15 protein-coding genes are annotated in these 21,313 nt (G+C 49.4%); 9 read left to right on the forward strand and 6 right to left on the reverse strand.

Features of this window, described 5'->3' with window-relative positions; translation table 11 throughout:
* Positions 1-49: 49 nt before the first annotated feature.
* Positions 50-2,167 carry a TIGR00300 family protein gene (locus tag H6F68_RS04780; RefSeq protein WP_190556918.1) on the reverse strand — a complete coding sequence of 706 codons (2,118 nt, stop codon included), beginning with the start codon at positions 2,165-2,167 and terminating at the stop codon, positions 50-52.
* A 231-nt stretch (positions 2,168-2,398) separates the two neighbouring features.
* On the opposite strand from H6F68_RS04780, the gene H6F68_RS04785 reads away from it, so the two are divergent.
* Complete coding sequence (locus H6F68_RS04785) at positions 2,399-2,716, forward strand: MGMT family protein (RefSeq protein WP_190437086.1); 318 nt, start codon at positions 2,399-2,401, stop codon at positions 2,714-2,716.
* On the opposite strand, the gene H6F68_RS04790 is transcribed toward H6F68_RS04785, so the two are convergent.
* Together H6F68_RS04790 and purM are read right to left on the reverse strand one after the other, a co-directional pair.
* On the reverse strand, positions 2,713-3,018 hold the full coding sequence (locus H6F68_RS04790) for a hypothetical protein (RefSeq protein WP_190437083.1): 306 nt from the start codon (positions 3,016-3,018) through the stop codon (positions 2,713-2,715). The genes H6F68_RS04785 and H6F68_RS04790 overlap by 4 nt on opposite strands.
* Before the next feature lie 331 nt (positions 3,019-3,349).
* A complete protein-coding gene (gene purM / locus H6F68_RS04795) occupies positions 3,350-4,378 on the reverse strand; it encodes a phosphoribosylformylglycinamidine cyclo-ligase (protein WP_190437080.1) in 1,029 nt (342 codons plus the stop codon).
* Between the two features lie 447 nt (positions 4,379-4,825).
* On the opposite strand from purM, the gene H6F68_RS04800 reads away from it, so the two are divergent.
* Both H6F68_RS04800 and H6F68_RS04805 read left to right on the forward strand, forming a co-directional pair.
* Entirely contained in the window at positions 4,826-6,019 is a 1,194-nt protein-coding gene (locus tag H6F68_RS04800) for a septal ring lytic transglycosylase RlpA family protein (protein WP_190556920.1), read from the forward strand.
* A 45-nt stretch (positions 6,020-6,064) separates the two neighbouring features.
* Positions 6,065-7,699 (forward strand): bifunctional pantoate--beta-alanine ligase/(d)CMP kinase, encoded by a 1,635-nt coding sequence (locus H6F68_RS04805; protein ID WP_199299906.1) that lies wholly within the window; start codon positions 6,065-6,067, stop codon positions 7,697-7,699.
* Positions 7,700-7,807: 108 nt separating this feature from the next.
* On the opposite strand, the gene H6F68_RS04810 is transcribed toward H6F68_RS04805, so the two are convergent.
* The 3 genes from H6F68_RS04810 to gltB all read right to left on the reverse strand — a co-directional run bounded on the left by H6F68_RS04810 (position 7,808) and on the right by gltB (position 13,904).
* Positions 7,808-8,371: a Uma2 family endonuclease gene (locus tag H6F68_RS04810; RefSeq protein WP_190556921.1), complete on the reverse strand. Its 564-nt coding sequence runs from the start codon at positions 8,369-8,371 to the stop codon at positions 7,808-7,810.
* Positions 8,372-8,435: 64 nt separating this feature from the next.
* Positions 8,436-9,101, reverse strand: coding sequence for a hypothetical protein (locus H6F68_RS04815; protein WP_190556923.1), 666 nt, complete (start codon positions 9,099-9,101; stop codon positions 8,436-8,438).
* A 108-nt stretch (positions 9,102-9,209) separates the two neighbouring features.
* Positions 9,210-13,904 (reverse strand): glutamate synthase large subunit, encoded by a 4,695-nt coding sequence (gltB, locus tag H6F68_RS04820; RefSeq protein WP_199299907.1) that lies wholly within the window; start codon positions 13,902-13,904, stop codon positions 9,210-9,212.
* Positions 13,905-14,808: 904 nt separating this feature from the next.
* Between gltB and H6F68_RS04825 the strand changes: the two genes are divergently transcribed.
* The 6 genes from H6F68_RS04825 to fusA all read left to right on the forward strand — a co-directional run bounded on the left by H6F68_RS04825 (position 14,809) and on the right by fusA (position 21,293).
* Positions 14,809-16,662, forward strand: coding sequence for a phosphodiester glycosidase family protein (locus H6F68_RS04825; protein ID WP_190556927.1), 1,854 nt, complete (start codon positions 14,809-14,811; stop codon positions 16,660-16,662).
* 232 nt (positions 16,663-16,894) lie between these two features.
* Positions 16,895-17,314 (forward strand): cupin domain-containing protein, encoded by a 420-nt coding sequence (locus tag H6F68_RS04830; protein ID WP_190556929.1) that lies wholly within the window; start codon positions 16,895-16,897, stop codon positions 17,312-17,314.
* Between the two features lie 137 nt (positions 17,315-17,451).
* Positions 17,452-17,781: a HesB/IscA family protein gene (locus H6F68_RS04835; protein WP_399312876.1), complete on the forward strand. Its 330-nt coding sequence runs from the start codon at positions 17,452-17,454 to the stop codon at positions 17,779-17,781.
* Between the two features lie 206 nt (positions 17,782-17,987).
* The gene (gene rpsL / locus H6F68_RS04840; RefSeq protein ID WP_190437061.1) at positions 17,988-18,368 is read left to right on the forward strand and encodes a 30S ribosomal protein S12; all 381 of its coding nucleotides are present in this window, start codon (positions 17,988-17,990) and stop codon (positions 18,366-18,368) included.
* Positions 18,369-18,614: 246 nt separating this feature from the next.
* Positions 18,615-19,085, forward strand: coding sequence for a 30S ribosomal protein S7 (gene rpsG / locus H6F68_RS04845; protein ID WP_190437058.1), 471 nt, complete (start codon positions 18,615-18,617; stop codon positions 19,083-19,085).
* A gap of 84 nt (positions 19,086-19,169) precedes the next feature.
* Entirely contained in the window at positions 19,170-21,293 is a 2,124-nt protein-coding gene (gene fusA, locus H6F68_RS04850; protein ID WP_190437055.1) for an elongation factor G, read from the forward strand.
* The last annotated feature ends 20 nt before the right edge of the window (positions 21,294-21,313 follow it).

Raw genomic sequence — 21,313 nt, forward strand, 5'->3', positions numbered from 1 at the left:
TGTTTTCTTCAACGAGAGGGAAAGAAGGTATTAACGATGCGTTAAGAGTCTAAGCAGTAGCAGAAGCAAAGTGATAGGGACTTGTGAGCTTATCGAGCTGCTGCACCAACAAGCTGAGGAACAAGCCTACATCTGTGACCACTCCAACGGATTCGACAGAACCGCGATCGCTCAATTTAGTCACCACAGCGGGGTTGATGTCCACGCAGACCATCTTCACGCCTGCGGGAGTCATGTTGCCCACCCCGATCGAGTGCAGCATGGAGGACAGCATCAAGATTAGATCTGCGCCTTCAATTAAACGAGCATAATCCGCCTGAGCTTGCAGCAAATCCATCTGCGTGTCGGGTAAAGGCCCATCATCCCGAATTGAGCCAGCTAGGGAGAAAGGCACACCGTGGCGGACGCATTCGTACAATACGCCACTCGTCACTACACCTTGCTCTACAGCCTGGGGAATGCTGCCACAGCGCCGGATGGCATTGATCACCTTGAGGTGATGACGATGACCACCCCGCACCGAGACGCCTCGCTTCATATCGACGCCCAGGGAAGTGCCCATCATCGATTGCTCAATGTCATGAACGGCGATCGCATTACCGCCCAGTAGCGCTTGCACATAGCCTTGGCGAATCAGGTGGGCTAGATGCTCACCACCACCTGTATGAATTACCACTGGCCCCGCCGTGACTACTACTTTGCCACCCTGGTCCCGGATTTTGCGTAACTCCCAAGCAATCTGCTCGACTACAAGTTCAACCCGGCGCTCACTGGAAACCCCTGCTCCCATAAAGCTAAACTCTTGCACATTCCGCTGTTCACGGGATTCCGTTTTCCGGACTGTGCGAATTCCTTCCACGCCAATAATGACGCGATCGCCTACCGCCAAATCTCGTAGCAGCTTACATTCCGCGATGGGACCCGTGGGAGTTGCATGCAACACGAGTGCCGCATCCATCCGCTGTTTCTGCACCTTCACCCACTGACACTCCACTCGGACTTCTGTGGGGTAAATCGTGGTGACATAGAAATCATCTGGAGCCACTCCCGCTTGAGTCACCACTTCATAGCTGATATCGCAAGCTTCTTGTGGAGGTGGCACAGCGCCCAGATCGATCAACTGCGTCATGATCGTTTCCATGACCTCATGGGAAGGAGCCGACACTTTCACTTCTGCGGAAGAAGTGCTCTGGCGCTGTTCTCCCAGGTTGAAGTTGAGCACTTGGAAGCTACCACCTGCTTCCACAACTAAATCTAAGGCACGGTTGATCAAGCCAGAGTCGAGTAAGTGACCGTCTAGGCGGATCACACGGCTCTCCACGGTAGCCCTAGCATGAACTTCAGCTTGGACAGGTTCGGTGACACGCAGCGTTAAGCACTTGGCCGCACCCCCCGCTTTGAGAAATTCAGTTAGAGGCGTTTCCAGGACTTCAAAGCCTTTGTCAGCCAGACGTTGCTTCAACTCATCACTGGCTTTGTTCAAGATCACTCTGTGATCCACATTCACTGCATTGCAAGCAAAGTTGACTGCGTCGGCTTCCGCGATCGCAATCCGCTTCTCCTCAGGCACCCGCATTTCAATCACGCGATTGGAGTAGGCATCGAAAGCAGGAGGATAGTAGAGCAAATAGCCTTGGCTGAGCGGGCAGAAGCAAGTATCCAAGTGATAGAAGCGCTCGTCCATCAGTCGCAGCGACAGCACTTCAATGTCTAACCACTTGGCTAAATAAGGATGCGAATCTAGTTCGGAGCGGAAGCCGTATCCTGCCCACAACCAGCGACCCTCGCGATCGAATAGGGCATCTCCCGCCCCCTCAAACGGCAGTTCTTTCGGCAGTTCATGGACAGTGTAGCCCTTCTCAACAAACCACTGCTTGAAGAAGGGTTCTTCGCCTTGCCGTTCTTTATGGAAGAATCGACTCAATACTACGGTGTCGCCTAAGACCAAACCCCCATTGGCCGTAAATACGATATCAGGGACACCGACTTGAGGTTGGATCAAATCAACAATCGCGTACTCTTTGATTAGATGAAATAGGTGCTCCCACTGTTCGGCAGCGCGATCGCGAGAAGACTTATGAACATTTCCTTCCATCCAAGGATTAATTACATAGTCCACCTCATAGTGATCCGGCGAACACATTAAAAAACGAATTGAGGAAACCATAAAGCCAAAGCTCGAATGAGGAGTTGATGCAAAAACTTTAACGAGCAAACAAGATGAAAACTGTGGTCAAACTTGCAGCTAAATAACGCTTCTCAGTCTCTAAATTCCCGTAGCAACGAGACTGGAGTCTATCTTATTATTCCTACGACCTCAGGTATTGACAAAAAAGCCAACCTTGTAATAGGTTCCTGACTTTCCGACTGTCTCTCTCTCCAGCCTAGATCATCAAAAGTGTCTACCTACAACCGTATTTATGCGATCGTGCGTCAAATTCCCATAGGAAAAGTTGCTACTTACGGCCAGGTAGCAGAGTTAGCGGAGTTATATGGCAAAGCTCGTTTGGTGGGATACGCACTTTACCGAGTTGATAAAAATTCAGATATTCCTTGGCATCGCGTGATCAATGCCAAAGGCGAAGTGTCAGAATCACCCCTGCGGCTTGGTTCTGATTATGTGCAGCGATCGCTTTTAGAAGCAGAAGGCATCGAATTTAATGCCGAAGCAAAGATCGATCTACGGAAATATCAGTGGCAACCCACCATCCTCTAGCAACGTCGGTGCTCGGTCGGAAAAATTGATGACGTTTCAGGTTGGTTTAAAGCTGGCTGAGGTAGCGATCGCAGCTCTTTCCAAACGTTGTAGCCGTTGTCAGAATCAGTGATGACAACCTGCTGGCCGTACTCCGATAACCCATAGGCCAAGGCATAAGCTTGGTTTTGACAAGCTGCTGGAAATGACGCGACATAGCTATACAACTGGCCTCCACTTCGCATTCCCTGTCTCAGACAACCATCAGGGCTAACGAAGGTGAAGTAATGAATCAGAGTTTCAGAAATCGTCAATGGAGACATGGAAGTGTGAGATGCAGAGTTAAAGGCAGTTTAAGCAAATGCCTCTGGCTCTACAAGTAGACTTTTGCAAGATTCACGGTCTCTTAATCCAACCAAGCTGAGCGGGGTTCCTTCAGACGATTTTGGTCTTGCAATATTCAGATCTACGAGGGTCAACCAAGCTTTCAACCGTAGCTTTACTAGGAATCATAGCTTGCTGAATAAAGACTTCAAGATTACTAGATGTCATAAATATCTAAACCAACAAAAATGCGATCGCCTGTGATTAAACCAGAGAGCGATCGCCTTGTCTTTATATATGCTGCAATTGTGCTGCAATCTACGAGCTGTGTTACTCTGGCAACCCAATCAATTCCCCAGCACCCGAAACCACTTCACCGATCGCATAAGCCGCAAGACTTTGCGAGGTAAACCACTGCATCGTTTGCTCAGCTTGGTTAGGTGGCACAATCACGACCAAGCCAATGCCCATGTTGAACGTATTAAACATGGCAACTTCGCTGACTTCTCCGGTCGTTGCCAACCACTGAAACACGGGTAAAACAGGCCAAGAGTTGGGGTTGAAGCGGACTGCTTGGCCTTCACCCAGACAGCGGGGAAGATTTTCTGGCAAGCCACCGCCCGTGATATGCGCCAAACCATGAATTGTCAGGCCTGCTTGACGCGCGGCCAATACAGGTTTGACATAGATCTGAGTCGGGGTAAGAAATGCCTCCGCTAAAGTTTGCCCCCCAAACAGTTCCGGTTTCTCTTCCCAGCTAAAGCCGCGATCGCTAATGATTTTGCGAACCAAACTAAAACCGTTGCTGTGCACTCCTTGGCTAGCCAAACCGATCGCCACATCCCCAATTTGCACTTGAGAACCGTCTAGGAGTTGGCTTTTCTCCACCACACCGACGCAAAAGCCTGCCAAATCATATTCACCCGGTTGGTAAAAACCAGGCATCTCTGCGGTCTCACCTCCCAGCAGCGCACAGCCCGCCTGACGGCAACCTTCACTAATCCCAGACACCACCTGGGCCAACTGCTCTGGTTCCAAGTGCCCTGTCGCCAAATAATCCAGAAAAAATAAGGGTTCAGCTCCAGAAGTCAGTACATCATTGACACACATCGCTACCAAGTCAATCCCGACCGTGTCGTGACGATTTGCCACCTGAGCAATCTTTAATTTAGTGCCAACGCCATCGGTGCCAGAAACCAAAATCGGCTCATGATAGCCTGCCGGAATTTGAAATAAACCGCTGAAGCCACCAAATTTTCCCAGTACGCCAGGTCGATAAGTGCTCTCGACCATGCCGCGAATTTGTTGCACAAAGGCTCGGCCTGCTTCGACATCAACCCCAGCTTCTCTGTAATCCATGAAACGACGTACTTCCCGTGCTAGTTGCAGGATGTATTCTACTCGCCATTGGTCTTGAGAATTTAGTCTTTCAAAATTGCTCCAAGCTAAAGCTCTGCGATCGCTAATTAGAGACTAAATCAGGTAAAAAATGATTCATATCTAGTATGAAGTTTATATAAAGTTTTGATGAAGCATGCTGAAACCGCATAAACCCCAAAACTCTTTCCACAGAAGCATTTTGTCGATTTTTTTAATATAAAGTTTTAATAAAACTCTAAACGGCTTCCGTAGCACCCTGATCCCCAGGGCCAAAACTTCGTGTTACTCTGTTGCAGTTCTATGACAGAAAGTAAATACGGAACGAGTACGAGTTGCACTAACCCATTAGACCCTGTTCTTAGAGCGTTCTTACAGCTCATTTGCAACGTATCAATCTCGATTTTCCAGCGCCCTTTACATGGATTTATGAATCAACGATTTCGGAGTAGTGCCACTGTTGCCCTGTTGTTGGCTGCTTTATCTACCCCCCTGTTAGGTTCTAATGAGCTAGCAGAAGCCATCGAACCCAGCACTGAGACCAACCTAGCGAATAGCCAGCCCACTTCAGGCCCCCCTCAGGTAGCGCCGCAATCTCCAGTAAAGCTGGCACAGTTACAGTCAAATCAAACGGCCCAGGTCGTCAAAGTTGGAGAACGTCAGTCTTCCACCACCGAGGAAAACACCCTCGTTGCCAAAATCCAAGCCCATGAAGTGGCAGGCCGTAAAGCTGCAACTCTGTATGTCCGAGATATTCCGGTTTTGACTTTCCTTACAAACCCAGAAGCGGAACCAGGAACTGAAGTTGCAGGCAGCCAAAGTTTAACCATCACTCAACCTGTCAAAGTAGCAGCTCGGCAAGCTGTGTCCCTAGAAGCTGAAGCATCCAAGCCAGTTGCATTGACCAAGACAGGCGCGATCGCTACGAACTCACCCCTAGATAGTGCTACCTCACCCAGTGCTGATGACCCGCTGTGGCGAGCGACTGCCGTGGCGGCCCAGATTAATCAAATGAGCTGGAATGGCTTAGATGCCGACAAGATTACCGTCAGTTGGGATGGTGAACCTAGCGTGACAGGCGAACCCCGCGATCGCTACTTGATCAAAGCAGACGGCAACGTCCTAGTCACCCTGGATGCAACCGCAACCACTAAACTACCTGACACCACTCGCGATTTGGCTAAGGATGCGCTTCAAGCCACCAATCGGCTGAGACGTTTGCTCGGTAACGCTGCTCCCTTGCGAGAAGTTTCGGGTCGCCCTGTGGTACGTCGTCAGCAAACCGTTGCCTTCGGTTCAGTCCAATTTCAAATTAAAGGTTGGGCCTCCTGGTATGGCCCTGGTTTTGACGGCAATCGTAGTGCTAGTGGTGAAATTTTTAACCAAAATGCTCTCACAGCTGCTCATCGTGACCTACCTTTTGGTACTAAGGTGCGAGTCACCAATCTAGACAATGGACGAACAGTAGTCGTACGTATCAACGATCGCGGTCCCTATGCCTTCGATCGCGTCATTGACCTGTCTGCTGCTGCGGCTCAGGTGTTAGGTCTAATTCATAGCGGTGTGGCTCCGGTGCGTGTTGATGTTTTAGATCAGCAAAAAACTGTCACAGCTAGCAATTAAACCGACACAGACCGGAGATGAATCCCTAAACTAGTAGGCGGAGCTTTGGTAATCAACCTAGGGGGATCGGTGCGCCTGTTTACGACGGTAGCGGGATTGCGGTGCTATCTGGAGCTACATCGATCTCAACAAGACGGGTTGAAGCTAGATCAGCCAATTAGCGATGCATCGTCTTTGGCACCTACGGCAACCGTGGGGCTAGTGCCGACAATGGGAGCTTTGCACCAAGGTCATTTGAGCTTGATCCAGCGGGCGCGTCAGGAAAATGCTCTCGTCATTGTGAGCATCTTCGTCAATCCGTTGCAGTTTGGGCCTACGGAAGATTTTCAGCAGTATCCTCGCACCCTAGAAACGGATCGGCGTTTATGCGAGCAAGCTGGAGTCGATGCCATCTTTGCCCCTACTGCTGAAGAGCTGTACGGTTCAGCCTATTGCCGTCAGCAAGAACAAGTGACTCAAGTCCTACCCCCACAGTTTATGACGGCTACTTTATGTGGTCGCTCTCGCTTGGGACACTTTCAAGGAGTGGCCACGGTAGTCACAAAGCTACTACAGCTCGTTCAGCCCGATCGCGCCTATTTTGGCCGTAAAGATGCTCAGCAATTGGCAATCATTCAGCGACTCGTGCGCGACTTAAATATTCCCGTTGAAGTTGTGGGTTGTGAGACGGTGCGGGAGGCAAGTGGATTGGCTCTCAGCTCTCGCAACCAGTACCTCTCCGAGCAGGAACGTGAGCAAGCGGCGGCAATATATCGAGGTTTGCAGCGAGCAAAACAGCAATTTCAAACGGGTGAGAAAGACACGAATGCACTAATTGATGCGGTCAAGGTAGAATTGGCAACTGTGCCGATCAAACCTGAATACATTGAATTAGTGCATCCCATGACGATGGCTCCCTTAGATAAAGTTGACGAAGCAGGATTGCTGGCGATCGCGGCCCGCTTAGGCTCAACTCGCTTGATTGACAATGTGCTTTTGCAAGACCGTCAGCCGATTGTGGCGATCGATGGTCCTGCTGGAGCTGGTAAATCGACGGTAACTCGTCAAATTGCTCAGACTTTAGGGCTGCTTTATTTGGATACGGGAGCCATGTACCGCGCTTTGACTTGGCTGGTACTGCAATCGGGGATTAACATTCACGATGAACCCGCGATCGCAGAACTGGTGAGCAAGTGCGAAATTCAACTTGTGCCGGGAGAAACCCCACAAGAACCCGTTAGAGTTTGGATTGATCAGCAGGAAGTGACAGAGGCCATTCGTGACCTAGAAGTGACTTCTAATGTCTCGGCGATCGCAGCTCAACCTGCCGTCCGCCAAGAACTGGTGAAGCAGCAACAGCGCTACGGTCGCAAAGGTGGCATTGCGATCGAAGGCCGTGATATTGGCACCCACGTTTTCCCCGATGCAGAACTAAAAATCTTTTTGACGGCTTCAGTGCAAGAACGCGCCCGCCGCCGCCAACAAGACCTGAAAAATCAGGGAAAGGGCGACATCAGCCTGGATGAACTAGAGCGGCTGATTTACGAGCGCGATCGTAAGGACAGTACTCGCACTTTAGCCCCACTCCAAAAGGCAGCAGACGCGATCGAAATTAATACCGATGGTCTCACGATTGCTGAAGTGCGCGCTCGGATTGTGGCGTTGTATCACGAACGCGTTTCCACCGCTGCTACTGCCTAAACTTGGTTAAGGAAATTTAGCTTAAGCAATTCAACATTAATCGGGGGAGAGGCATTTACGTTTGCTACTCCTCTTTTCTTGTTTATTGCAGCGTTGTGTTTACTGCCTCTATTCCAATAGCCAACCAAACACAGTTCCCACGCTTAAATTCAGCTCACTTGCAAAAGATGGAACTGGGAGTTTTTGCTCTAATTCATCAAAGGCTTCTGGTTGCTGCTTTGGCAAATAGACAAACACAGTCTGCTCATCTGGATCAATCAGCCAACCCATTTGAGTTCCATGATTGAGGCAATGCAGGATATTTTTAGTGACTTTGGTTTGGCTTTGATCGGGTGAGAGGATTTCAATTGTCCAGTCAGGAGCGATCGCAAAGGTATTGGCAATCTCGCCATTCTCGTCGCGCGGAATTCTTTCCCAAGTAAACACAGACACATCTGGAACAGTTGAGCGATCGCCAAAAGTGAGGCGTAGCTCTGAGAATGCCCGTGCAATTCGTCGAGATTTCAAAATAGCATTAACAGTAGTAGAAAACTCGGTTTGAATCGTGCTGTGCTTACCCTGCGGCATTGGTTTTTGAATGATTTTCCCATCAATATATTCACTAGCAGGTTTTGTTTCTGGCAGCTTCAGAAACTCCTCTAAGTTTATGGATTTAGATAGGGTCTGGGCCACGATATCTCCTTACACAAGGGAGTAGGATGAGTTTTGCATACTTGGATAGGCCGCTAATGCAGCATTATTCATCTTGCTCCATTTCCTTAGTAATATTAGGGAGCCAAGACTGTTTAAAGATCGAGGTCCAGTCATACTGAGGAATCGGCAAAAGTTTAGTGCTGCTAGCAGTAAGTAATAAAAAGTACTTTTGAAATATATTTTCAAGAATCGAAATAGCGTCATCTAAATTCTGGAAAGTACCGAGTGATTGAACTTCAGATACTTTTTCGTAATGTGCAATCCTTCGATCGATAAACTCTTTATGGAGAGCTTTAATTTTTTCCAGTTGTTGCAAGTCAATCTCTAAAGTCTTTTCAGGAAATACATTTAGATCTTTACCCGCAAGAATGTCGAACGCGTTATGCCCCAGAGCGTGCATATCCTTCGAATAGAGAGCAAGATGTTTTTCTCTAGTCAATAATGTACTGTTGATTTGCAAATCACGCAAAAGCTTAATAAGAGAAATACAATCTGAGTGGTCATCTAATTGCCTTCTAATTCCCATAAGTGTTGCGTCTACATAATTCCTTGTGAGCCAATCATAAAAGAGATTAGAGTTGTTGATGGCTGAATTTTCAACAACAATTTTTCGTGTTTCTGCATAGATATAGTTTGACTGCACAAGTCTAGTTATCTGCTCTCGAAGAATTTGTACCCACCTATTCCACTTTTGAATTTTCTGTTCCATAACTCTAGTAAAAGGTGATAAAAAATAGGAGCTAGCTTGAGAGCTAACCCCTATTTATATGTTACAAAGCAATCTACTGAGCGATCGCCAACCAGATTGCTCTACTTTTTACTGCACTGAGCTCAATACTTTTTCAGTCGCAGCATCAGGATTTGCTTCTGGGCTGTCTGCTTCTGAAGGTGGTACTACTTGCCAAAACTTAGCCAAAGATTCTGACCAATTGGCCAAAATTGCTTTTGCTTTCGAGCTACCTGTCCGCTCTGCATGCGCCTCAATCAGGTCGCGTAGTTGTTGTTCGCCAACAGGAGCAATTACCCGCTGCACTTTCACAATTTCGGGGTTGACCTTGGTAGGGAAGCTGCCATCTTCATCCAAGAAGTAAGCGAGGCCACCCGTCATGCCAGCACCCACGTTGCGGCCCACACGACCGAGGACAACAATAGTGCCACCCGTCATGTATTCGCAGCAGTGGTCACCCGCCCCTTCGATCACCGCTTGACCTTTGGAGTTGCGAACTGCAAAGCGCTCACCCGCCTGACCGTTGGCAAAGAGAGTGCCACCTGTAGCTCCGTAGAGGCAAGTGTTGCCTACAATCACATTCTGAGAAGGATCGTAGGTTGCAGCAGCAGGTGGTTTGATCACGATTTCGCCACCGTGCATGCCCTTACCCACGTAGTCATTCGCTTCACCTTCTAGGTTTAGCGTCATTCCCGGCAGGTTAAAGGCACCAAAGCTTTGGCCTGCACTGCCTTTGAAGTTCAGAGTAATTTGACCTTCAAACCCAGAGTCGCCATACTTCTTGGCGATCGCCCCAGACAAGCGTGTGCCGACAGTTCGGTCAGTATTGATAACCATGACCTCTTTCGTCACACTACCCTGATTCGCGATCGCTGCTTGAATCTCCGCATCAGCCAGTAATTGATCGTCAAGCACTGGACCATTGCTGTGTACTGCCTCGTGCTGCAACCAAACTCGATTTTCGCGGGTGTCGGGGAGTTGAGTTAAGCAGTTCAGGTTCAGCGATTGGGTCTTGGTCAACTTCGCGCCTTCCCGGACTGCTAGCAGATCTGCCCGACCAATCACTTCGTCCAAGGAGCGATAGCCGAGTCTTGCCAACAGCGATCGCACTTCTTCCGCGATGAAGCAGAAGAAATTGACTACATGCTCAGGCGTGCCCGTAAAGCGCTTCCGCAGTTCTTCCCGCTGAGTCGCAACACCCACGGGGCAGTTATTGGTGTGGCAGATCCGCGCCATGATGCACCCTTCGGCAATCATCGCGATCGAGCCAAAGCCGAACTCTTCGGCCCCCATCAAGGCTGCGATTAAGACATCCCAACCTGCTTTGAGGCCACCGTCTACGCGCAAAATCACGCGATCGCGCAGTTGATTTTCCATCAAGACACGATGCACTTCAGTTAGGCCCAGTTCCCAAGGCCCACCCGCATGCTTAATCGAGCTGAGCGGAGAAGCTCCGGTACCGCCGTCATGACCCGAAATTTGAATAATGTCAGCGTTAGCTTTGGCTACACCCGCCGCAACTGTCCCAATGCCAATCTCAGCCACCAGTTTCACCGAGACTTGAGCAGTGGGACTGATTTGGTGCAGATCAAAGATCAGCTGAGCTAAATCTTCGATTGAGTAGATGTCATGGTGAGGTGGCGGAGAAATCAGGGTGACTCCAGGCTTGGAGCGTCGCAGCATGGCGATGTAGGGGCTGACTTTCTTTCCAGGTAGCTGACCACCTTCCCCAGGCTTGGCCCCTTGAGCCATCTTGATCTCAATCTGCTTGGCGCTAGCAAGGTACTCTGGGGTGACGCCAAAGCGACCAGAGGCAACTTGTTTAATGGCAGAGCTGGCAGTGTCGCCGTTTCTCAGCCCTTTTAGGTGAGGCAGTGTGGGTGAGTTGCCGTTTTCATCTACGTCATTGAGAGTGTTGTATCGCACCGAATCTTCGCCGCCTTCACCAGAATTGGAGCGGCCACCGATGCGGTTCATCGCGATCGCCAATGTTTCATGAGCTTCCCGCGAGAGTGCGCCCAAGGACATGCCCCCGGTGCAAAAGCGTTGCATAATGTCAGCGACCGACTCCACTTCCTCTAAAGGAATTGAGGGGCGATCGCTCTTGAAGTCGAGCAAATCCCGCAGAGCCGTAATCGGACGGTTACTGAGATGCTGCTGGTACAGGTCGTAATGGTCATAGCTCTTGTCAGCCACTGCTTTATGCAGCGTCTTGACCATTTCCGGGTTGTTCATGTGGTACTCACCACCCGGACGGTATTGCACAAAGCCGTAGTTTTCCGGTTTCTTGGCGGTCAGTTCAGGAAAGGCACGGCAATGGAAGGAAATTACTTCATTGGCTAGCTCCGCAACACTGAGACCACCCAACCGAGAAGTTGTACCAGAGAAACCTAGATGCAACAGATCGGAGCCAATCCCAATCGCTTCAAAGATTTGGGCACCGTGATAGCTGGCCAGCAGCGAAATTCCCATCTTGGAAAGAATCTTCAGCAAGCCCGCTTCTACGGCTTTACGGAAGTTATCTTGAGCACCATTTAGGGTCGAAACCTCAATCTTGCCACGCTGCATCATGGCTTGAGTCTTGGAGTCAGCCCACCAATGCCGTACGGTTTCCAGGGCTAGGTAAGGGCAAATTGCGCTGGCCCCATAGCCAATTAAGCAAGCGAAGTGATGCGTGCTCCAGCACTGGGCTGTATCCACAACCAAGGAAGCTTTCATCCGCAAGCCTTGACGAATTAGGTGGTGGTGAACTGCACCCACTGCTAGTAAAGGTGGAATGTAGCTGTGATCTTCAGTTAATTGAAGACCATTTTCCTGGTTGCGATCGCTCAAAACCAGAACCTTTTTACCAGCACGAACTGCTTCTACCGCTTGCTGACAGAGGGCATTCACTGCTCGTTGCAACCCTTCTGGCCCTGCGGAAATGGCAAACAAAGTAGACAGTGACGCTGTTTCAAACCCAGACTGCTTGATTTGCTCTAGCTCCACCTCATTCAGCACTGGAGATTCTAGCTTTAGCTGACGGGCGGATTCTGGCTTGGCTTCCAGCAAGTTGCCCCGCTCACCCAACTGCATGGTCAAAGACATGACCAAACTTTCTCGCAAGGGATCAATGGGTGGGTTGGTGACTTGGGCAAAGCGCTGCTTGAAGTAGTCGTAGAGCAGACGGGGCTTCTCAGATAGCACTGCCAGAGGAATGTCATCACCCATCGAAAAAGTGGGTTCTTTCCCTTGGGCTGCCATCGATTCGATGATCATTTCCACGTCTTCAGAGCTGTAGCCGAAGGCTACTTGGTGCCGCAACAGCATCTGATCGTCCATTTGGGCGGTATCTGCAAAGGGTTGAGCCTGCAAATTTTGACGATTTTGCTGGAGCCACTCGCTATAAGGATTCGCCTGAGCCACCCGTTGCTTGATCTCCCAGTTTTTCAGGACTTCATGGGTGCCCAAATCCACCGAAATCATTTGTCCAGGACCGAGACGACCCTTCTCCACAATCTCTGCTTCCGGCAGGTCAACCACACCCGCTTCCGAAGCTACCACCACGAAACCATCTCTAGTGATGCTATAGCGAGCAGGTCGCAAACCATTCCGGTCTAGAGTCGCGCCCACTTTTTTGCCATCACTAAACACCAGCAGCGCGGGGCCATCCCAAGATTCTTGAATGCCGCTGTAGTATTCGTAGAAGTCGACAATTTCTGGATAGTTCGCTAAGTCTGGCTGATTCTTGTAAGCCTCTGGCACCATGATCATCAGGGCTTCTACTGGGCTACGTCCTGACTGCACCAGCAGTTCCATGACGTTGTCCAGCGTCGCGGAGTCACTGTTGTCTGGGTTAACCACGGGCTTCAGGTCTTGTAGGCGATCGCCCCAGCTGCCATGAGCTAAATCCGCTTCCCGCGCCATCATCCAATTGATGTTGCCGAGCAGAGTATTGATCTCACCGTTATGCCCCAACAGCCGCATCGGTTGCGCCAGAGGCCACTTAGGCAAGGTGTTAGTGCTAAAGCGACGGTGGTACACCGCAAATACGCTTTGGTAAGCAGGCTGCTTCAGGTCGGTGTAGAAGTCTCCCAACACCGCCGATCGCACCATTCCTTTGTAGATAAGGGTGCGGCTAGAGAAAGAGCAAACATAAAAATCTCTCAACGAGTCATACTCGCTAGGCCCGGAAGACTCTTGAAGGGCGATCGCAACTGCTTGCTCAATCCGCTTACGAACTAAGTACAGTTTGCGCTCCAACTCATCCCCAGTTAGGCTCTCAGCCTGTACCAACACTTGCTCAATTTGAGGTTGGTTTTCCTTCGCTTGCACACCCAAAACGTCAGGCTGAACCGGAACCAAACGCCACCCTAACAGCGTTAGAGATTCTTCCTGAACAACTTTTTCTACAATCTGACGAGCTTTAGCAGCAGCTGAGGCATCTTGAGGCAAAAAGAGCATGCCTACCCCTGTGCGCTCGGGTGCAGCGGCTGGCACTCCCATCTCAGCAAGAGACTGCTGCAACAATTCCCAAGGGATAGCAGTCATCAACCCTGCGCCATCTCCAGAATCTTGGTCGGCACTACAGCCGCCCCGATGTTCTAAACACTCTAGAGCTGACAACGCCTTAGCCACTAAAGAGTGGGTAGCTCGACCTTGGAGATCCGCAATGAAACCAACGCCACAAGCATCTCGCTCCTCAACCAACCAACGTTGGCCGGAGTAGCCTGCTTCTAATCCCTGATTTAATTGCTGGTTCAAATTCACACTCACGTTATCCATGGGATGGCTCGCTTCGTTCATTGGCTAAGGCTGGGTAAAGTCCTCTGGAGTTAAAAATTAGTTTGATTGGGCGCAGTCATCGCTACAGCAAGAAGCTGCACATTAATTACGAAGCCACGATCAAAGGCAAAGTCCGTACCCTATTAAATTTAAGAACGTACTTAACCCTCCGGCGGTTCATGAGCTTGAGGTAAATCAAGACACTACCTTTACGGGTTTGGCTCCAAACCTGCGCTTCCCATCAGCATGGCTGGCAAACTTCAAAAGCTATTTAATTCAACCCCTTGGCCCCACTGAAGTTGTGTTGGTGACAGGTAAAATTCTTCTTGCGAATCCAAGTTACTGGTGCCATGAAACAATACCTAACACCCCCGTCGCTAAGGGTTTTCCTAGGGAGCCGGAGTAAAAATATTATAGAAGGTATCTGAATCTGACAATCCCTAACCTCTACCGTATCCGTTACGGGTTGTCAGACTACATGCCTTTTCTTGCCCAGGCTGGTCCCCTATTTTTCAAGCAACTTTAAAGACTACAGCAGAGCTTGTATTAAACACAACAATCTCATGCCGACTGATAGTCCCATATCTTCATTATGAAACTTGGTACCAAAAACGAAGTCACTATTTCCTGATAGAGGGACTTAGGTGTCTGCTGATTTAAGTAAAAACTCAGTCATCCTTACGGAAAATCAAGAAGTAAAAACTTAAGGATCAAAAAACTGTGAGCCTCGCGATCGCCCTCTAAAATTCAGTCGTTGAAGTCAGAATTTGTCTCGGCAGTGCTCGTTTAACTCAGGATTCCTCAAATCATCGTGCTTAACGCTAAAACCTTCGCTCAGCGGTTGCTCGCCAAACCTGCTCCTCGGTCCCTCCTTCTTCCTTCAAGATTTTTACTTTCACCCCTGCTAGCGTTGTGCTACCTCCTAATGGGTGCCTTTTTGGACAGAGTAGAGAGTGGAGCTGTACCCTCTGCGATCGCTCAACTCAGTCAAGCAACTCCGGTGACTCCGCGATCGCCCAGTACCTCACCAACCTCTTTATCTGCCCAACTGTTACAGCAGGGAACCCAAATTTCTCTCAATGGTCGCATTTGGCCCGTTGCTTGGGGGCAGTGGCAATCTAATAGTAATCAAATTCGTACAGGAATCAGTGACACAGGCTTACTGCGTACAACTGGGGTGGATTTGTTAAACACCAATGACCCTCTACAACAGCCCGTGCAGTGGTACTCTAGCCCCACTTCGAACTCACTCAACTTAGCCGTCCGTCACAGTCAGCAATATCGCTATTTAGATATTACCGAGCTAGCAACTCGCACTGGTTGGCAAGTAAGAACATCGGGCAGTACGCTTCTCATCAATGCCCCCACATCGCAACTGACCTCTATTCGGCAAGGCCGTCAGCCTTGGGGCACTCGCATTGTTGTAGATCTAGACCGTCCTACACCTTGGCAAGTCGATCAGCAAGGCCAAGCCTTGACTGTAACGCTCAACGCAACTGCTGAACCAGATTTAATTCAGCGTTTCCAGCCTAGACCTATACGCCCCACACCTAGCAACACCCCATCCCGCCCTATTGCTACTCCCCCAGGAACTCCACCGCGGGCAGGTATTCCGCTAAAACTGGAAGTTGTTCAGAACCAACTAGCATTGCGCCTGGATATTCCGGCGGGTTTGCAACCACAATTCTCAACTTTATCCCAGCCGAATCGGCTCATCATCGACCTTAGACCCGACGCTATGGTAGAGCGCAATATATTGTGGGCTCCAGGGCTACGCTGGCAACAGCAATTTCTGACGCTGGGTAGCTCTCGTTTTCCTGTGGTTTGGCTCTCGGTGAACTTGCGTCAGCCCGGATTGAAGCTAGGGCCAATCTGGAGCAACCCCAGTTCTCTCGTCGGCATTGCTCCCCTCGTGCAAACCGCTCAGCGTTGGCAAGTCGCCGCCGCCATTAATGGGGGCTTTTTTAATCGCAAAACCCAGTTACCACTTGGTGCCATTCGGCAAGATGGCCGTTGGGTATCCAGCCCAATTTTGAACCGAGGGGCGATCGCTTGGAATGAGGCAGGAGATGTAAAAATCGATCGCCTAACCCTCCAAGAAACGCTCAGCACTTCCACTCAGCAACGCCTACCCGTTTTGTCAGTCAACAGTGGCTATGTTCAGGCAGGCATTGCTCGCTATACCTCGCTTTGGGGAGCCGCTTACACACCCCTGACTGACAACGAAATCATTGTCACGGTTCGCAACAACCAAGTAACCGCTCAGCAACCTGGTGAAGGGGCAAATAAAGGTGCCTTCCCAATCCCTAGTGATGGTTATTTGCTGACCTTACGAGCCAATCGCGCTGCTGCCAGTGCTCTACCCGTTAATACAGCCGTACGACTAGAGGGTGAAACTACACCCGCTGCCTTCGATCGCTATACCCAAATTATGGGTGCAGGTCCATTGCTAGTACAAAATCGGCAGATTGTGCTCGATGCTAAAGCAGAAAAGTTCAGCGATGCCTTTGTTAAGGAAAGAGCAGTGCGCAGTGTAATCGGCACGAATGGGGAGGGCACCCTAATGATAGCGGCGGTTCACAATCGAGTCGGAGGGGTGGGTCCAACTTTGGCTGAAGTGGCTCAACTGACCCAACAAATGGGAGCGATCGACGCCCTCAACCTAGATGGTGGCAGTTCTACAACCCTGTATCTGGGTGGTCAAATTCTCAATCGTCCTCCTCAAACCGCCGCCCGGGTTCACAACGGCATTGGAGTATTTATCCAACCCAGACCATAAGTACTTCTAACTACACTTTTTCGCAAAAAGTTAAAGCTGCTTTGAAGTTCCCTGGCAGTGAGTAAAGACTTGATGTAAATTTGCCGATTTACCTAACTCATGGGTGACATCAACCAGGCCACATTTGCTATGTTTGCCTTCAGGCCAACCTTGTGGCTTCTAGGATTTGGAGATTTATCCTCTCAATCTTGACTAAAACATCCCTTTCCAGCAGTTCTTAAGGAGAGAAATCGTGGCCCAGCTTCAAGAAGTTCCTCAAGCGTCTACCTTCCCTACAGCCCCCCCTGTTACTTCCAAGGGAGTTGCTGCAACAGAATTGCGTCCCTGGGGTTCTTTCACGATCTTAGAAGAGGGCCGAGGCTACAAAATTAAGCGAATCGAGGTAAAGCCAGGGCATCGTCTCAGTCTGCAAATGCATCATCATCGCAGTGAGCATTGGATTGTAGTTTCTGGCACTGCTAGGGTTAATTGTGGCGATCAAGAGCTAGTTTTATGCAGCAATCAATCCACCTATGTACCGCAATGTACTAGTCATCGGCTGGAGAACCCTGGGGTAATTCCTTTGGTTTTGATTGAGGTGCAAAACGGTGAGTATCTAGGCGAAGATGACATCGTGCGTTTTCAAGACGATTACGCCCGTACAGCTTCGTAAATCAAGTAGCGTTTTAAGTTCTAAATTGAATTAACTTAAGCAAGCTGGCAGCGTTAGTAGGATACTATTAGCGCTGTAAATTCTTTTTAAAGCACTTACTCAAAACTCACTCAAAAAGTCACTAAAAAACTCGGTGAATGATGCTCCAGCTCAGCCAAGCCGCAATCAAGGAAATCTTGCGTCTCAAGCAGAAGTGCCGCAAGCCAGATGCCGTATTCCGTTTGGGAGTACAGCCAAGTGGTTGTTCGGGTATGTCCTACACTCTAGAATTTGACGAAGAAGTCGGGCCTAATGACGCGTTGTATGACTGCAACGGCATTCAAGTTGCGATCGCTCGCTCAAGCCTAACCGTTCTAAGCGGCTTAAACTTAGATTACTCCGAAGACCTGATGGGCGGCGGCTTCCGCTTCCACAATCCCAATGCTACTCAAAGCTGTGGCTGTGGCAACTCCTTCTCTGTCAGCTAAGCGTTACAATTTGACTTGATCGTCGAACTGTTTTCTTAAACCTACTCAAGTACTCATGTAGCAGGCAACTCAGCAACACACGACCGTCGCTTGAGCCCCAAGAATTTGAAATTGTTCACCAAAAAATTGACATTGACTCCATTAACTCGGTAAGATTAGAATTTGTTGTTTGTTGAAGCAGCGAAAGGCCGCGCACGCCATAACTCATGCCCACTATCCAGCAACTCATTCGTAGCGAACGTCAGAAAGTTCAGAAGAAAACCAAATCCCCGGCTCTGAAGAGTTGCCCTCAGCGTCGTGGCGTTTGCACAAGAGTTTACACGACCACTCCTAAGAAACCCAACTCCGCTCTGCGTAAGGTTGCCAGGGTTCGTCTCACTTCTGGTTTTGAGGTTACAGCCTACATTCCAGGTATCGGTCATAACCTGCAAGAGCACTCTGTAGTAATGATTCGAGGCGGTCGGGTCAAAGATCTGCCCGGCGTGAGATACCACATCATTCGTGGCACCTTGGATACTGCTGGAGTTAAAGACCGCCGTCAAGGTCGCTCCAAGTACGGTACCAAGCGCGCTACTGCTAAAAAGTAAAGCCCAAGCTTGTCATTTCTATCGGTTAACGCTGAAGAAGCAAGTATAAGTTGCAAGCCTTGCTTGAAAGACTGGGCTATTGCATACGGCCTTAGAGAAGCTTGGAAAGTATCTCGGTCTTTTAGCTTGGCCAATTCCATACAATGGTCGTATTGCTTCTTGCTTTACCCAGCTTGTTTTTGACTGAATAAATCTCGAATTGCATTCAAAATAGTAGTTCCGCAATCTTTTCTCTAAAGGCTCAATATGTCTCGTCGTACTGTTATTCAAAAACGTCCTGTTCCTCCTGATTCTGTATACAACAGTCGCCTAGTCAGCATGATGATGCGGCGGATTATGAAGAGTGGCAAGAAGTCTGTTGCTTCTCACATTGTTTATGATGCCTTCAAAACTATTGAGGAACGGACAGGCTCAGATCCCTTAGAGCTATTTGAAAGAGCAGTACGAAACGCAACTCCTTTAGTTGAAGTCAAAGCTCGCCGAGTAGGCGGAGCAACATATCAAGTCCCTATGGAAGTTCGCTCTGATAGAGGAACTGCTTTAGCTTTACGTTGGTTAAGTCAGTTTGCTCGTCAACGCGCTGGCCGAACTATGGCTGGCAAGCTAGCGAATGAATTGATGGATGCAGCTAACGAGACTGGTAGCGCGATTCGTAAGCGTGAAGAAACTCACCGCATGGCTGAAGCGAATAAGGCTTTCGCCCACTATCGGTACTGATCTCCGAACCCTGGTTTCCGCAACAAAAGTATAGAATTCAAACAGAAGCGCAAATTTTTTGCGGCAAAGATAAAGGAGGTAGCCGTGTCACGCACCACCCCGCTTGAACGAGTACGCAACATTGGTATTGCTGCCCACATTGATGCGGGCAAAACTACAACAACAGAGCGAATTTTGTTCTACTCCGGTGTAGTTCACAAGATTGGCGAAGTCCATGACGGAACTGCTATCACTGACTGGATGGAGCAAGAGCGGGAGCGGGGCATTACCATCACTGCTGCCGCAATCAGTACTGCTTGGGCCCGTCGCGACCCTAAAAACCCGACTAAAGCCTTGGCGGGCGAGCCTGAATATAAGATCAACATCATTGACACTCCGGGACACGTAGATTTCACGATTGAAGTGGAACGTTCCATGCGGGTGTTAGACGGTGTTATTGCTGTCTTTTGTTCAGTAGGCGGAGTTCAGCCTCAATCTGAAACTGTATGGCGTCAAGCCGATCGTTACAAAGTCCCTCGAATGGTCTTTGTTAACAAAATGGACCGGACTGGAGCTAATTTCTTCAAGGTTTACGGTCAGATCCGCGATCGTTTGCGTGCCAATGCGGTTCCAGTACAAATCCCCATTGGTACTGAAGAAAACTTCAAGGGTCTCGTAGATTTGGTACGCATGCGTGCTCATATTTACAGAAATGACTTAGGAACTGACATTGAGGAAACTGAAATTCCTGCGGAAGTTCGGGAGCAGGCTGAGGAGTTCCGTCTGAAGCTGATCGAGTCTGTTGCGGAAACCGATGATACCCTCACCGAGAAGTATCTAAATGGTGAAGAGCTAACGGAAGAGGAAATTCGAGCTGCGCTCCGTAAAGGAACGATTGCTGGAATGATTGTTCCGATGCTCTGTGGCTCTGCCTTTAAAAACAAAGGTGTGCAGCAAATGCTGGACGCAGTAATTGATTACCTGCCTGCTCCAGTGGATATCCCTCCTGTTCAGGGAACACTGCCCAATGGCTCAACGGTCGAGCGGGGTCCAAGCGATAGTGAGCCGTTCTCAGCTCTAGCCTTTAAGGTGATGTCCGATAAGTTCGTCGGGCGGCTAACCTTCGTTAGAGTCTACTCAGGTGTCTTGAAGAAGGGTAGCTACATCCTAAACGCCTCCAAAAACAAGAAAGAGCGCGTCTCCCGCCTCATCATCTTGAAAGCCGATGACCGGATTGATGTGGATGAACTGCGTGCTGGTGACTTAGGGGCTATTCCTGGCTTGTCGGATACCTTGACTGGGGACACGCTTTGCGATGAAAATGCTCCTGTAATCCTGGAATCTCTTTACATCCCAGAGCCGGTGATCTCGGTTGCGGTAGAGCCAAAAACCAAGCAAGACATGGAGAAGCTTTCCAAGGCCCTTAAAGCGCTTTCGGAAGAAGATCCAACTTTCCGGGTTAGTATTGACCCTGAAACCAATCAAACCGTGATTGCAGGCATGGGTGAGCTGCATTTAGAAATTCTTGTAGATCGCATGCTACGGGAATTTAAAGTGGAAGCCAATGTAGGTGCTCCCCAAGTCGCTTACCGTGAAACTATACGCAAGGCAGTTAAAGCTGAAGGCAAATTTATCCGCCAAAGTGGTGGTAAGGGTCAGTACGGTCACGTTGTGATTGAACTGCAACCGGGTGAAACAGGCAGCGGCTTTGAGTTTGTCTCTAAGATTGTTGGTGGTACTGTACCTAAAGAGTACATCGCCCCAGCAGAACAGGGCATGAAAGAAGCCTGTGAGTCTGGAATTCTAGCTGGATACCCACTGATTGACGTTAAAGTCACGATGGTAGACGGCTCTTATCACGATGTAGATTCTTCTGAAATGGCTTTTAAGATTGCTGGTTCAATGGCAATTAAGGAAGCTGTGATGAAGGCATCCCCTGTTCTGTTGGAGCCTGTAATGAAGGTTGAGGCTGAGGCTCCTGAGGAATTCCTCGGCTCCGTCATGGGTAACCTTATTTCCCGTCGAGGCCAAATTGAAGGTCAAACAGTTGAACAGGGAATTGCTAAGGTAACCACTAAGGTTCCATTAGCTGAGATGTTTGGATATGCCACGGATATCCGGTCTATGACTCAGGGCCGCGGTACATTTACGATGGAATTTAGCCAGTACGACGAGGTACCTCGCAACGTGGCTGAAACAATCATCGCAAAGAGTAAAGGGAACGCATAATCAGGAAGAGGAACACATAA

The organism is Trichocoleus sp. FACHB-262 (assembly GCF_014696035.1).
Lineage (GTDB): Bacteria > Cyanobacteriota > Cyanobacteriia > FACHB-46 > FACHB-46 > Trichocoleus.